We start from the raw sequence: 14,188 nt of genomic DNA, 5'->3' as shown, positions 1-14,188 counted from the left end.
TTTTTACTCCGCCTCAGGCTGAATCTTGAACCGCCTTGGCACGGATGAATTGATGACAAAACACAAGTAGCCCGCTGACTGCCGCAATCGTCACACACAAATACCCCAGCGGTGGTGCATCGAAGCGAAACAATGCGCTCATGTATGGCACATACAATGCCAGCCCCAACATCAATAACGCGAACCCAACCACACTCCACAACGCCGGGTTATGCAATCGCACCGATTGAAGCAGCGGCAATGACCTCGACCGATTAATAAAAATCAGCCAGATATCGCCGACAATCATGCTACTAAAAGTCAGCGCTCGTGCTTGAGCGACAGTCAATCCGGCCCATTGCGCCGACAGATAAACCGCCAGCAATACCACTAACAAAATCACACCTTGTTTTAACCCCAGCATCAACAATTCAGCATTAAATATTTTTTGATCGGTGCGTCGAGGAGGTCTGTTCATGACATCAGCTTCTTCCGGTTCCGCTTCAAAAACGATAGAACAAGTCGGATCGATCATCAGTTCAAAAAAAACGATATGTACAGGGAGCAAGATCAATGGCCATCCCATCATGACTGGCAGCATCGACATGCCAGCAATCGGGATATGGGCAGCAACCACGAACACAACTGCCTTGCGGATATTATCGACAATACGCCTGCCGAGCGCGACGGCAGCGACAATGGCATTAAAATCGTCATCCAACAGCACCAGTGCTGCCGACTCGCGCGCGACGTCGGTGCCGCGCCCGCCCATCGCGATGCCAATATGTGCCGCCTTGAGTGCGGGTGCATCGTTGACGCCGTCACCGGTCATTGCAACGACTTCACCGTTGGCTTTAAGTGCTGTGACCAATCGCAGTTTTTGTTGCGGTTGTAAGCGGCAAAACACATTGACCTGCGCCAAGCGCTTTTGCAGTTCCACATCGTCAAGCGTATCGAGATCCACTCCTGTCATGACGGCACTTCCATTGGCGATGCCGCATTGGCGGGCAATACTCATCGCAGTGGCCGGATAATCGCCAGTCATCATCACGACACGAATACCCGCCGTATGACATTGTGAGATTGCCGCACTGACGCTGGGTCGAAGCGGATCAGCCAGCGCGATCAAACCAAGAAACTTGAACTCAAAATCATGCTGAATATCTGGCAGCGCATGTTGCTGAAAACTCGCTTTAGCGACCGCCAGGACGCGCAATCCCTGATCTGCGACCTGATCGACCTGTGCGTTAATTCGCCGCGTCTCATCGTCTGATAAATGGCACAAATCAATAATCGCTTCCGGCGCCCCCTTAGCAGCAATCACATAATCGACGCGATCAGGAGAATGCCAGACCCGCGACATTGCCAGCAATTGCGGCGACAGCGGATATTCTTCCACCAATGTCCAAAGATCATGAATATGCTCCGTACCAGCGAGTGCGGTACGACCTGCTTCCTGAATCGCTTTTTCCATCGGATCAAAGGGGTCGCGTTGACTCGATAGCATAGAAAATTCCAGCGTTTCGTGAAAAATTTCTAAAAAATCCGCCGGTGTTTTCACACTTGAATCACCAAAAACATAGGTCTGGTCTTCTACGACAATCTGCGCTAAAGCCATGCGGTTTTGTGTCAAGGTACCCGTTTTATCAACGCACAATACGGTTGCAGCGCCCAGCATTTCAATCGCAGCAATGCGGCGTATCAGCACTTGCTTTCTGGCGATCCGCCACGCACCAAGACCCAGAAAGATAGTCAAAATCAACGGCAACTCTGCTGGCAACAGTGACATCGCCATCGTCAAACCTGCCAGAATACCGTTCAGCCAATCGCCACGCGTAACGCCGTACCATATCGTCAGTACTAAAACCAGAACAATGCTGGAAACAGAAATAACCCTGACCGCATGCGCTGTCTCATTTTGCAAATGACTGGGTTCCGCTTCCAGCGTGAATAATGCTTTGCCAATACCACCAAGAACAGTTTTAGCACCGGTCGCCTCAACCCGCGCTTTCCCCTTACCCTGCACCACTAGCGTCCCCGAATACAGGTACGGGTGATCATCGCCGCCAGGTGCCGCAAATCTGGGCATCGCTTCGCTGCCGGGCACCTTGCGCACCGGGATGGATTCGCCGCTTAACAAGGACTCATCAATCGTCATGCCCAAGCTGTCGAGCAAAAATAAATCAGCCGGTACGCGATCACCTTCGGTCAAAAAAATGATATCGCCGCGTACGACTTCTCGACCGGGTATACGCTTTTGCTCGCCATCGCGCAACACCAGTGCGTGTGGGCTGGACAAGTCACGCAATGCTTCCAACGCACGTTCACTCTTGCGTTCTTGTACAAAACTCATGCTCATAATGATTACCACTGAGCCCAACAAGATAGCGGCATCCTGCCTGCTGCCCAACACCAGATAAATGCTGCCGCAGGCGATGAGCAAGATAAACATCGGTTCACGCACGATAGCCCAGGCTATCCCCAGCAGTGAGCGCGGCCTGGCGGTGGGCAATTCATTCACCCCGTCACTGAGCAGACGACGCTGCGCTTCCGTTGTGCTAAGCCCAGTTTGTATATTCGTGGTGTCTGACATGTCGTTTCCTTCAATCACGTAGCCTCGGAGGCTTTATACACTACTTAAATGTACATTTTGTGTCGGTGCACTAACGCGCTATTAGCAATGTTTGAATGCAAGATCTGATCGTACTTAGCTTCCACTCTGAAAGAATCTTGTTAGAACCCTGAATTTAATCCGCTTTGTAGTTCATTCATACTTTGTTGGGATATGTCTGCGTTGGCTGCCCATCATTCACCTCGGGCGCTTTTTTTAACTGAGGTGACAATCGTCGACGAACACAATTTGATGCCGCCACCCAAATCCATGCGGAACCAATACTAAAAGTATTATTTTTTAGTACCGTACAGTGAGTATCATATTTCAAAAAAAACAATGATACAGTTTGAAGTGTCATTGCTTCCAAACAATTCCGAGTTAGTCCAATGATGAGAACAGTCATTGCTATTGCTGTCGCTCTGTTTTAATAAAGGTTATGCGAATGAACAAGCGACGGGCAGCTGCTGGGATTCACGATTGTTATCCAATGGTGTAAATAAAATTACAGCCATTTTTTCGGCTCTCGAAAGAGTTTATTTGCGGAGCAATTTTCTACTGGAGTTAATATTTTATGAAAAAGTTTTTTAGTATGTATGCTGCGTCTATATTTTTTTTGGGCGTATCAATGACAGCGATGAATAATGCAGAAGCACAATCTGTATCGGAGCGTAATGGATTCATTGCAGAAAATCCTTTCATATTCATAAAACGAGCATTTCTTGTTCGGGACAATGAGAAAGAAATTGTAGAAGAGATTGAAAGTGCGAGTACTTCGATTGCTCGATTTGCAATGGAATTAATGGAAACTAAAGCAAATTCTTCCAAAGACTCTCTGAAGCAAGTACTACCTGGTTCACGCGAGCAACTACGTTTACTTCCGGAAGCAACAAATGGAAGGGACCTGTATATTTACTCAGTCTTTTATTGCTGGAAATTGATCGATCCCGATCAATTACAGGTACAGATTGAATGGGGTGATATTACTACGCCGCAACGATATACGGACTCCTATGTGTTCCTGAGAAAAGGCTCCGAATGGTATTTTTCTAGACACGGTGACTTAATCCCTTTTCGCTACTCCCTTAAAGGCTATGAGTTCAAACGACCTTGCTCAAATTGAGCATTTGAAAGTTTATGCTAGCGTTTAAAAAATTTAAAAATCGAGCGCGTTCGGATGTAATTAGTAAGTAAATAAAATTACGCCCATTTTTCGGCTCTCGGAAGAGTTTAATTTGGGAGCAATTTTCTACCGGAGTTGATATTTTATGAAACAGTTTTTTAGTGTGTATGCTGCGTCTATATTTTTTTTGGGCGTATCAATGACAGCGATGAATAATGCAGAGGCACAATCCGAAACACAGCGTAATGGATTCGTTGCAGAAGAGCCTTTCAAAGTCATAAAAAAAGCGTTTATTGTTAAGGACAATGAGAAAAAAATTGTAGCAGAGATTAGAAGTGCGAGTACTTCGATTGCTCTATTTGCAATGGAATTAATGGCAACGACAGCAAATTCTTCCAAAGATTCTCTGAAGCATGTACTACCCGATTCACGCGAGCAACTACGTTTACTTCCGGAAGCAAGCAATGGAACAGATCGGTATGTGTACTCAACTTTCTATTGCTGGAAATTGATCGCTCCCGACCAATTACAGGTACAGATAGAATGGGACGATATTACTACTCCGCAACGATATACAGACTCCTACGTGTTCTTGAGAAAAGGCTCGCAATGGTATTTTTCCAGACACGGCGACTTAGTCCCTTTTCGCTACTCCCTTAAAGGCTATGAGTTCAAACGACCTTGTTCAAATTAAGGTTTTGTCGCACTAACTTTTAAGTTGTGACATCAGTCATGCTAACCGCTTTAAAAAAATGGCGATACGACATGCTTGATAGACGTTGTTGCACGGATGAGCAGCCAATCGAGTGAAGTGCCGATTTTGATAAATCGAAGCTGTTGATGCCCAATAAACATATCGCCAAAGGTCGGCACGATATACTGAAAATGGAATACCAGGTGAAAAACTGAGCGGAGTATGACGCTGGACTGAGGCGGCGTGTAAGACATGCCGTTCAATAGGGATGAGTTGGCCTGATCGATATACAAGCCTGAACATCCCGTACTAGAAAGTATCAAGAAGACAGCAGCGATGCTTCAGGTGAAACGCCACATACAGGTCGGTTTATGCATCGTATTTCCTTTCTGCGTTTTGTAAAAAAGTCAGCCAATTAAGAGGTACCGCGTCAAGACAAACCCTTGTCTAAGTTCGTTGCCGAATAGACGCCGCGAGGTCATTTGCGGAATCTGTAAACCAGAGAAAAAAGGCTGATGCACAACAGATGTCGGATATCAAAATCAAAACCTATTTTAACTCACGTTTGTGGTCGGAACGGTTTGGCTTTTTAGCGTATTTTATCTCTTTATCGACCCTTTACGGATGCGCTTCCTCCACCATTTCCGCTCTTGATTTCACACTTTCATTTGCAATACCAAGAACTTGGTCAGCGCCAACGGTAACGGGTAACGATACGTTGATGCGGTGGTGGCACTACTGCCAACGCTAAATGGATCTGCTTCGGCGCAACACAACAGATCAAATGGCGTTGGTATCTACTCTCATTTTAGTTGGGGAGATGATCCTCTCGTGTTTCCACCTAGAGGGATGTGTTCATTCACATCGTGAGCGAATATACCGCTTAGTTTCATACGCTTCTCTACATTGAAAGAACCATCCATTAGCAATCAGCAATTGAAACTGATATTGCAGGTGATGAGGTCGCACTAAGCTTAGTGGCTTGGTCATTCAAGAATGACCAATTCCTTACCGTAATGGAAGGTAAATGTGTCTGCATGCGGCATCGGAAAGTAAATCTGTCTACACGCAACGCTCAATCCGCATGACGTGATGTAAGTTAATGAAATCATGAAAAATTCCGCACGCTTTCTTACACCCATTTTGAATACCGTGTCGGATTAATTCGTATTTTCTGGGTGCGCCCTTACGTTCTGACAGTTGGTGACAATCATATCGCTTTTTGTCCATGGTCTGTTGGTAACACGCGTCCACTGGGCAAGGAAGTACGAGGGCAAGTCTACTTCAACCTTTCGCGATACCGGCTGGGTGTTTCTCCCATCATTTGTCTAAATGTTTGACTGAAACTACTCGCACTTGAAAAGCCAGTGTCATGTGCAATATGAGCAATCTGGTCCGCAGACATTACCAGTCGTTCAGTCGCCTTAATAATGCGGGCTCGCTGGACAAATTCGGACCAACCCATGTCGAATTCCTCGGTAAATCGGCGTGACAGTGTTCGTTCGGACGCCAACGCGGCTCTCGCTACATCAGAAAAATTCAGAGTCTCACCCAAATTGGCCAATGTGAATTCGACTGCTCTGCATAATTCGGCAGTTTGTGCCCGAGGAAACCATAAATCTTCCACCAAATTACTGGCTTCATTGACGACGTGTGCCAATGCAGTAAAGAATGACTGGGAATGATCATCCAGTTTTGCTTGACTCTCATTCCAGCGCGTTGCGTAGTTTGTCATTTCTGTGATCAGTGCAGTGACCCGAAATACCTGGCAATGCAGGGATGGCACGGAGATGCAGTCACGCGAGAACAGTACCGAAGCTGAGGTGCTTGCAGCGCTGGTCCAAATGCGTATCGGAATACCTGCCTGAATTAGTGCTGCGCGGTGCGGAGGCAATAGCCAGCACCTTTCATTCACCTCCAAATGAAAGGTGCCGCTTGAAGCGTATAGCAAATAGGTTTGCGCGAAGCTTCGTTCTCCGGTATCAAATGCTTCATCAAATTGCTTGTGGTAGGCAAAGGAAATCATGCGCGCAGTTTTTCTTCAGGTTATTTTTGTAGATTGTAAAACAAGGTGATATCGCTCAGTGGATTTACTGCTTGATTGCGCATGCTCCTGCAACAATGACCGTCGGCTGAAGTTGTCGCAACAGGCTCGCCGTATCAAACAACGCCCAATGCTCGGCGATCTGGCCTTCAACTATCCGAAATGTTCTGTATTGTGTTACTTCAACCGCATTTCCGGTGGCAGCTATATCGCGGAATTGTCCGGAATGCAGCGCCGTGATCTTGAGCCGGATAACGACTATGTCGTCCTGTTCGGTACATTGCTCAATCGTATGTTCTGCCTGGCTAAATGCGCCTGCGAAAATTCGCACCATGGTGGCGTGACCGGTTTGATCAGCGGGAATATAGGCGTGATCAACAAAACTGGCGCTGACAAACCGTTCAAGCACATCCGGACTTGCTTCGGTCCAAATGGTTCGCATGAAATCTGTTACGAGGCGAACGTTGGGACTGGCATGTGGCGGGATCATTGTCGTGATTGACATAGAGTTCTTTCAAATAAATTAGGTTAAGAACTCACATGATAAAAATACTTGCAACCGTGCGATAGGCTGGTTAGGCCAATTGTTATCGGTTTTACGCCAATCATGGACAAAAGCCGAAGGTCTGCTGCAAAGGTTCCGTCGCATTAACTTTTAAAAAGGCGAGTTTAAGCCGTTACGACTTTTTATATTATCGCTGGACGGACTACGCCTGCCAATGCATAAAACTGGTCTGCAAATGACATGTTCTTACATCCGACCAGATTCAGTTGTCCTTTGCGTAGCATATGCATAAGTTCAATTCCCGCCAGAATATTTCTGGCGGCACGAAATGACTTGAACCCAAGCATCGGACGTGTCATACGCTTGATCCCACGATGATCTTGCTCAACCATATTATTGAGATATTTGACCTGCCGTACAATAATGCTCAGTCCTTTGTCTTCGATGATCTGATCAATCGCTGCTTTATTTGCACCGCTCTTATCCATGGCGATCTTTCCTGGCAAGCCATTGAGAAGCATGGCTTTGTCGAAGAAGCGCATGGCAGCAGTTTTATCGCGTTTAGCAGTTAAAAGAAAATCGACGGTTTGTCCCTCTTTGTCGACGGCACGATACAAGTATTTCCATTGTCCATTGATCTTGATATAGCTTTCATCCATTCTCCAGCTGCTACCAACAGGGCGTTTATATTTTCTGAATATTTTTTCGATCAGAGGTAGAAACCGGATTGCCCAGCGGTTGATGGAGGAATGGTCAACAAAGGCGCCTCGTTCTTGCATCATTTCTTCGAGATGGCGGTAGCTGAGTGGGTAAGCTGCATACCAACGAATACAGACGGCTATAATTTCTAATAGAAATCGCATTCGCTTCGTATCCAGCATGGCGTAGCATCAATTTAAAAAAGGTGCTGAGCAAAACCGATTTCACTTTTAAAAAGTTAATGCGACGGAACCGCGTTGACTGACGTCAGAAGTGCTGCGACTAAAAGAATGAGGGATTTTATATTTTTCATTTAAGTGCTTTTGTAGCCTAAAAAATAGTGATTAGATTTTCGACTAACAAAATCGATAGTGCCACCGTTAGTATACCGTCAATTATTTTTTCTGAAATTTAGTTTAATTTTCCATTCAAAAATAAAATCAATTTCTCGACTTTATAGTTAATGCGCCGACCATATTCTGTTGCTAGAAAAGTTTGATCATTACCTTCATTGTTTTTCCATTTTTCCAACACATTCATTGCAACTTTAAATTCACCATTTTCAATTAGCAATACAGCAGTCCAAACTGGAAACTGAGGTAGTGCATATCGCGGTCTCGAAACCGGAAATCGTTTTGTTTTGTATAAGCTGGGGGAATTGAGCAAAAAATTTGCTGCTCCTGAAACCGTTCCAAATATTTCTAGTATTGGAGCCGCATAGTGATCATATACATCAATTAACTCTTCACGGATATGTGCCAAAGTATAATTATTCCCTTGTATTGCTAGATCTTTGAGATTGCTATTCTCCTCCCATCGAATGCCGGAAGGGCTAAATCCCAAGATAGGAACGGCGGATTGTTTTGGCCAATCATTTGTTGGCAATGAGCAATCGTCCAAACCGAGCTGTAGTGCGAGATCAGCGGCATAACTAGAATATATAAACATTTTTGAAACAATCGACCAGTGGTCTGGAGCCAATGTTGGATATAACGTTATGAACATTGTTGTCCTTAACGTCGATGATAAATCCTTGTCCCAAGTTACTAAATCTGGCGTAGCTTTATCTATATTTAAATTTATAAAATCATAACTACTCATTACATCACTTAACATATTGAAAAGCGGTAAGTTTTGTTTTTCCTTGAAATTCATTAATTTAGACATAATACGAAAAACCTATTTTTTATATTTTAGGGTACATGAACTTACGCAGTCGGAATATGCTCCAACTTCTTGCGACGTTGAAAATAAGTCGGCAGCCATTACCGTTGAAGAACCAACTATTCCGGCAACAATTGTAGCTCCTTTGGCAACATATTTCATATAATTTGCCATTGCTCTGCCTCCTATGTCTGCCACAATTGAAACCCCTCTGGAAGCGATTGAAGAAATTTCTGCGCTATCCGCACCCCCGTCTGGTCAATATTCGGTGCGCGTCAACAAACAACGCCATTCCAATTCGATGCGTCGTATCTTCCGTAGCGCTTTTGTGATACGATAATTTTATTCGTAATACTATTCATTTTAGTATTCATTTTAGTATTCATTTTAGTATTCAAAAATTGACTTTCTCCTATAGAAAAAAGCTGATTTTTTCTATTCATAGAATTTTGAAAGCATCGTGGCTAAAATCCAAAACATTGAAAGATTGCAACATTTTCTCAAGGCAGGACCTGCAAAAACGCCGTCCATTCTGAGAGAACTTGACATCAGCCAACCAACTTTCTCTCGTCTATGGGCAACTGTACGCGACGGGGTGGTGTTGGGGGCGGGTAAGGCGCGACAGTATGCTCTGAGACGTCACGTCCAAGGAGTCGATGTCCCTATTCCTATTTTCCGTGTATCCGAGGAGGGAGGGCTTGCACCCATTGGATACTTGGACGTTCTTCAAGGCGATTTTTACGCCACGATTCCCTTGGAGGGGAGCGGTTATGGCGTGTTTAGGGGTATGCCATTTTTTACCCGAGACCTCCGTCCTCAAGGATTTTTGGGGCGCATAGAGCCGGGAAGAAACCGGGACTTGGATTTACCAGACAACATCCTACATTGGACGGATGAACAGGTATTGAAATACATTTCTCGGCGCAGTGAAAATGCAGCAGGAGACCTCATTCTAGGGAACGAGTCATATACTAGGTACATTGAGTCTTTTGCCACGCTAGAGAAACAAGTTATACCGGCTAAGGAGCGCGCTGTGCGTTACCCTGGGATGGCGGACGACTCCATGCAAGGCGAGCCTCCGGGCTCATCCGCAGGTGGTGAGCAGCCCAAATTTACTGCCATGATTCGTCGCGAAGATGATGGGATGTTGGTTGAGCACGTCATAGTTAAATTCTCTCCGCAAGTTGATACTCCTTCCGGACGACGTTGGGGAGACTTGCTCATATCTGAGCATTTGGCATTACAAGTTCTGGCGCGCAATGGTATTGCCGCAGCAAAATCCGCAATTCTTGAATTGGGTTCTCGGATTTTTTTGGAGGTTGTTCGGTTTGATCGAGTCGGGTTGAGAGGACGGCTTCCGATAGCTACTTTCTCCGCATTAGATGGTGATCTGGGGATGATGGATCAGAACTGGACAGCTGTCGCCCGTGAGCTTGGCCGACTCGGAGAGCTTTCTGGAAAAGACATTATTACCGTGGAAATACTCGACCTTTTCGGTTCACTCATCGGCAACACTGATAAGCACCATGGAAATATCGCAGTTTCATGGACATTTGAACGCAAGCACCGATTGCTGAATGCATATGACATGCTTCCAATGCTATATCGTCCCAATTCTCACGGTGAGATTATTGAACGAGACTGGCTACCAGTCTACATGGGTCGAGTGGAGTTGAGGCATCTATCGAAGTGTTATGATATGGCGCTTCAATTTTGGCAGGACGTAATCAACGATCCTCGTATATCTGAAGACTTCAAAAGAGTCGCGGATCGCCATGTGAAGGCTATCCAGCCATTTGCTCCCGCTGCGGGGGTTCTGTCGCAATAAGCCGTCGCTGTTAGACTACCGATCCGACCAAATTTCTGATTCATGTAATGATAGACGCGCTACGTAAGATCATCAAGCGAATGCATTATCCGCTCGAAGTGATGCTGACCTGCGTGTGCTGGTACGCAGCCTATCCGCTGAGTCTTCGCCATGTTGAAGAAATGATAGCGGAGTGTGGTGTATTCGTTGATCAATCAACGGTCAGCCGCCGGGCGATCCGATTGCTACCGGTACTGGAAAAGATATTCAGAAAGTACAAGCGCCCGGTCGGTAGAAGCTGGCGGATGGATGAGACTTATATCAAGGTCAAAGCTGTCTGGAAATACCTCTATCGTGCAGTGGACAAGGAAGGCAAGACGATTGATTTTCTTCTGACTGCCAATCGGGACAGGGCAGCAGCCAAGCGTTTTTTTGACAAGGCCATAGCAGCGAACGGCACACCTGAAAAAATCACGATGGATAAAAATGGCGCGAACAAAGCGGCGATTGACGAGATCAACGCCGACATGGAAATAGCTATGGTGGTCCGTCAGATCAAGTACCTCAATAATATTATGGAACAAGACCATCGTGGAGTGAAGCGAATAACAAAACCAATGCTCGGATTTAAATCGTTCCAATCTGCTAAAAGCATCCTAGCTGGTATCGAACTCATTCACATGATTCGCAAGGGCCAACTGATGATGGAAGGCGCAGGTGATTTGTCGTTTGCCGACCAATTTTATGCTTTGGCAGGAAAAATCCGTCCTATTTAATGAAGGGCAGAGTCCGCCTGCAAAAAATTCGCCTTGGACTCGCTATTGCAACAGAACCCGGCCATTCCATTAGAACCCGGGGTTTATGCGGGCCTCGCATTCGCCTGAAATTCTCATGGTTTCAACTGGCAACTTGGTAAAAGGCGATGGTATTGTTAAATCCAAAGCTTGCGCGAAAGATTGATTTTACGAAAGTATCTGATATGAAAAAAATAATATTGATTGTAGGATTTTTTTTAGTTGGAGCCCTTGTCTATCGCTACATGATGCTGAATGATCTTCCTGTCGCAACGATGATAAAACAGGATGCTTCTGGCAAATCGAGTGTCGTTAATGCGAACAAATGGTTTTCGGTGAAAACAAATGAACCATCGGTAAAAGCGGGGCAATCCTCTGAAAAATCAGATGCTGTAAAAATAGCGCTTCAATTTGGACAAACTCGTAATTTAAGAGCGTTTGTTGCTTTTGCCAAAACAAAGGCTTCAGACGGTGGCTTGTTTCTTTCCAAAAATGCTTTAGTTGAATGTTTGAAGCGGCCTTTAAACAAGGAAATAGAAACATCGCCAGCTTTGAAATATGATCCCTCAGAAAGCAATCTTCTTGTGGCAGAAAGACAAAAAGCATTACTATTTATGCAAGAACGTTGTTATGGTTTCTCCCCAGATGAAGCCATGGCCGAATTGGACAAAATTAAAAATGACCCGGGTGTAGCGCTCGATCCTTTGCTGCAGTTAAATAAAAAGTTGAGTTCCGCAAAAGATGATGACCAAAGGAAATCAATTTCCGCAGAAGTTTTTAATTCTCAAAATCCTGTATTGATTGAAACGTGGGGAATGACCAGTACGCTTTCTAATTCACTCAATGATGGCAAAGAACCGACGGAAAAAGACAGGAATATTTACGGTTTGGCTTGGCGTTTGGCTGGCTGTGATTTAGGTCTTTCGTGCGATGAGCAAGATATAGAAGTTCAATCCTCCTGTTACTACTTCGATATTTGTGAAAAAAATAAAATTGATATGCTTAAAAAAGTGGCATCAATTGATAAGGAGAACGACATCAACTTTAACGATGTGGTCATAATGAAGGATAAAATTGTGAACGCGGTTAAAGCAAAACGTTCTGATGTTTTCTTTCATTAAATGAGAATGGGCTTACCAGGCAAAATCCTGACTTCAGGTCCGAGCCTAATTAATTCGGTTTGTCGCAATAACTTTTTAAAAGCGAAATCGGTTAAGCTCAGCACCTTTTTTAAATTGGTACCAAGCCATGCTTGACGCGAAACGAATGCGATTTCCATTAGAAATGATAGCGGTCTGTATTCGTTGGTATGCAGCTAACCCACTTAGCTGCCGCCATCTCGAAGAAATGATGCAAGAACGTGGTGCCTTTGTCGACCATTCCGCGATCAACCGCTGGGCAATCCGGTTCCTTCCCCTGATCGAAAAAACATTCAGAAAATATAAAAACCCTTCGTTTCGTATCAGGCATGGCTTATCACTAAATCGATAAACCCTCATAAAAATCATATTATGATCTATAATACATTTTTTATGAGGGGATTCACGTATGCCTAAAAAGCTCTTGAACGTGGATACGGTGCCAACTTTGGTACGTGAGCGCCTGAGCACGTGGGGGCGCTGCATCCACACGCAACGCTTACGTCAACGCATAACGGCCGCCGACTTGTGCGTGCGAATGAGTATTTCTGAGGCTACCTTGCGCCGCATGGAACGAGGCGACCCAGGTACAGCTGCTGGCGCTTACCTCGCTGCATTGTTGATTTTGGGCGTGTTTGAGGATGCTATACCTGTGCTAGCACCCGCCCTGTGGTCCGACTCTCCCCAACGTAGAGTAAAGCTCAGCCGACAAGAACGAGGAGGCGAAGTAGATGCTGAATACTTCTAAGCCCTTATTCATTTATTTGCAACGTCCAGACAACGGAGAGTGGGTCACGGTCGGACGCTATCTTGCTGACCCCGTCGCAGGCTCGGGTAGATTCAAGTACGCCCCCAGTTATGTCGATGCAGGCCACACGTGGGCGATTGACCCGGTCAACTTACCTTTCCGGCCGGAGGACGAGCGGCCAGCGACACGCTACAATGGTCTGCACGATGTCCTGCGAGATGCTTGTCCGGATTCATGGGGCCAGGCGCTGCTTCGGCGCGAGCACAATCTGCCAGAAGGCACACCTTTGGCACGCTATCTGATTTTGGCCAATAACGCTGACAGGTGGGGAGCGCTCGCCGTAGGAGTGCCAGCGGGCACCAAGCATTACTCGCACTGATTCCGATTTTTTTGATCCGAGTGGTCAGGTGTGTTTAGGTAAATAAATTCATCACAAGTCGGCCTCGGTAGCATAGCGGCAAGTAAATATACAACCAAGACAATCCATGAGACTGTGAAGCGTAATCCAAATAGCGTCGAAGGGCGCGACATCAACCAAGCAAAAGAAAATGCTGACGCAAGAAAACACAAAGATAAAATATCCCGATAACTCCCGTAATACATTCGATCAATAAAATAGCCACCAAAATTTTCAATTATCCAGTTGGCAACCAATGGAAACGTCACAGCAGCAATAGTGGCTAACCACCAGAAAAATAATTTACAACGCTTCATGGGCGCTCGATTTTGAGTAGGTGTCATGTGTTAAATTTCGGAGCCTGTAAGAAATTCTGTGTAAATGCCACGGAACAAATTAGTGATCGTATTTTTGAATGCGGTCACCAAACTCAATCATAAAACGATTTAACGCCATACGCCAATTTTGAATAGGCATTGTCCAT

At 45.4% G+C, this 14,188-nt stretch carries 15 protein-coding genes and 1 pseudogene; 9 read left to right on the top strand and 7 right to left on the bottom strand.

The genetic code is table 11. The annotated features are described in order from the left end of the window. Positions 1-13: 13 nt before the first annotated feature. Complete coding sequence (locus tag H8K32_RS13155) at positions 14-2,572, bottom strand: cation-translocating P-type ATPase (RefSeq protein ID WP_186913005.1); 2,559 nt, start codon at positions 2,570-2,572, stop codon at positions 14-16. A gap of 592 nt (positions 2,573-3,164) precedes the next feature. Between H8K32_RS13155 and H8K32_RS13150 the strand changes: the two genes are divergently transcribed. Further along, entirely contained in the window at positions 3,165-3,713 is a 549-nt protein-coding gene (locus tag H8K32_RS13150) for a hypothetical protein (RefSeq protein ID WP_186913004.1), read from the top strand. A gap of 145 nt (positions 3,714-3,858) precedes the next feature. Then, positions 3,859-4,407, top strand: a complete 549-nt coding sequence (locus H8K32_RS13145; RefSeq protein ID WP_186913003.1) for a hypothetical protein — start codon at positions 3,859-3,861, stop codon at positions 4,405-4,407. 50 nt (positions 4,408-4,457) lie between these two features. Here H8K32_RS13145 and H8K32_RS13140 read toward each other — a convergent pair whose 3' ends face one another. The 5 genes from H8K32_RS13140 to H8K32_RS13120 form a co-directional block, all read right to left on the bottom strand. Beyond that, on the bottom strand, positions 4,458-4,730 hold the full coding sequence (locus tag H8K32_RS13140; protein WP_186913002.1) for a hypothetical protein: 273 nt from the start codon (positions 4,728-4,730) through the stop codon (positions 4,458-4,460). A 956-nt stretch (positions 4,731-5,686) separates the two neighbouring features. Then, positions 5,687-6,433 carry a helix-turn-helix domain-containing protein gene (locus H8K32_RS13135; protein ID WP_186913001.1) on the bottom strand — a complete coding sequence of 249 codons (747 nt, stop codon included), beginning with the start codon at positions 6,431-6,433 and terminating at the stop codon, positions 5,687-5,689. 64 nt (positions 6,434-6,497) lie between these two features. Then, entirely contained in the window at positions 6,498-6,956 is a 459-nt protein-coding gene (locus tag H8K32_RS13130) for an ester cyclase (protein WP_186913000.1), read from the bottom strand. Between the two features lie 182 nt (positions 6,957-7,138). Continuing rightward, entirely contained in the window at positions 7,139-7,837 is a 699-nt protein-coding gene (locus H8K32_RS13125) for an IS6 family transposase (RefSeq protein ID WP_186912999.1), read from the bottom strand. A 229-nt stretch (positions 7,838-8,066) separates the two neighbouring features. Next, complete coding sequence (locus tag H8K32_RS13120; RefSeq protein ID WP_186912998.1) at positions 8,067-8,822, bottom strand: hypothetical protein; 756 nt, start codon at positions 8,820-8,822, stop codon at positions 8,067-8,069. Positions 8,823-9,006: 184 nt separating this feature from the next. Here H8K32_RS13120 and H8K32_RS13115 point away from each other — a divergent pair, with 184 nt between their 5' ends. The 7 genes and pseudogenes from H8K32_RS13115 (at position 9,007) to H8K32_RS13090 (ending at position 13,686) form a co-directional block, all read left to right on the top strand. Continuing rightward, positions 9,007-9,159 (top strand): hypothetical protein, encoded by a 153-nt coding sequence (locus H8K32_RS13115; RefSeq protein WP_186912997.1) that lies wholly within the window; start codon positions 9,007-9,009, stop codon positions 9,157-9,159. Positions 9,160-9,279: 120 nt separating this feature from the next. Continuing rightward, the gene (gene yjjJ, locus H8K32_RS13110) at positions 9,280-10,647 is read left to right on the top strand and encodes a type II toxin-antitoxin system HipA family toxin YjjJ (protein ID WP_186912996.1); all 1,368 of its coding nucleotides are present in this window, start codon (positions 9,280-9,282) and stop codon (positions 10,645-10,647) included. A gap of 47 nt (positions 10,648-10,694) precedes the next feature. Continuing rightward, a complete protein-coding gene (locus H8K32_RS13105; protein ID WP_186912995.1) occupies positions 10,695-11,402 on the top strand; it encodes an IS6 family transposase in 708 nt (235 codons plus the stop codon). Positions 11,403-11,554: 152 nt separating this feature from the next. Next, a complete protein-coding gene (locus H8K32_RS13100; protein ID WP_186912994.1) occupies positions 11,555-12,541 on the top strand; it encodes a hypothetical protein in 987 nt (328 codons plus the stop codon). 127 nt (positions 12,542-12,668) lie between these two features. Beyond that, positions 12,669-12,872 (top strand): annotated as a pseudogene (locus tag H8K32_RS20410) (IS6 family transposase); the annotation flags it as partial. 96 nt (positions 12,873-12,968) lie between these two features. After that, entirely contained in the window at positions 12,969-13,307 is a 339-nt protein-coding gene (locus tag H8K32_RS13095) for a hypothetical protein (protein ID WP_186912993.1), read from the top strand. Continuing rightward, positions 13,291-13,686, top strand: coding sequence for a HipA N-terminal domain-containing protein (locus H8K32_RS13090; RefSeq protein WP_186912992.1), 396 nt, complete (start codon positions 13,291-13,293; stop codon positions 13,684-13,686). Before H8K32_RS13095 ends, H8K32_RS13090 begins: the two co-directional genes overlap by 17 nt. Here H8K32_RS13090 and H8K32_RS13085 read toward each other — a convergent pair. Continuing rightward, positions 13,674-14,048 carry a hypothetical protein gene (locus H8K32_RS13085; RefSeq protein ID WP_186912991.1) on the bottom strand — a complete coding sequence of 125 codons (375 nt, stop codon included), beginning with the start codon at positions 14,046-14,048 and terminating at the stop codon, positions 13,674-13,676. The two genes, H8K32_RS13090 and H8K32_RS13085, sit on opposite strands and share 13 nt — an antisense overlap. Positions 14,049-14,188: the final 140 nt, after the last annotated feature.

Origin of the sequence: Cognatundibacterium jejuense, assembly GCF_014284255.1 — a bacterium.
In the GTDB taxonomy this organism is placed as follows: domain Bacteria; phylum Pseudomonadota; class Gammaproteobacteria; order Burkholderiales; family Burkholderiaceae_D; genus Undibacterium; species Undibacterium jejuense.
Note: the sequence above shows the minus strand (reverse complement) of the source record. Positions and strands in the feature narration are given on the sequence as shown.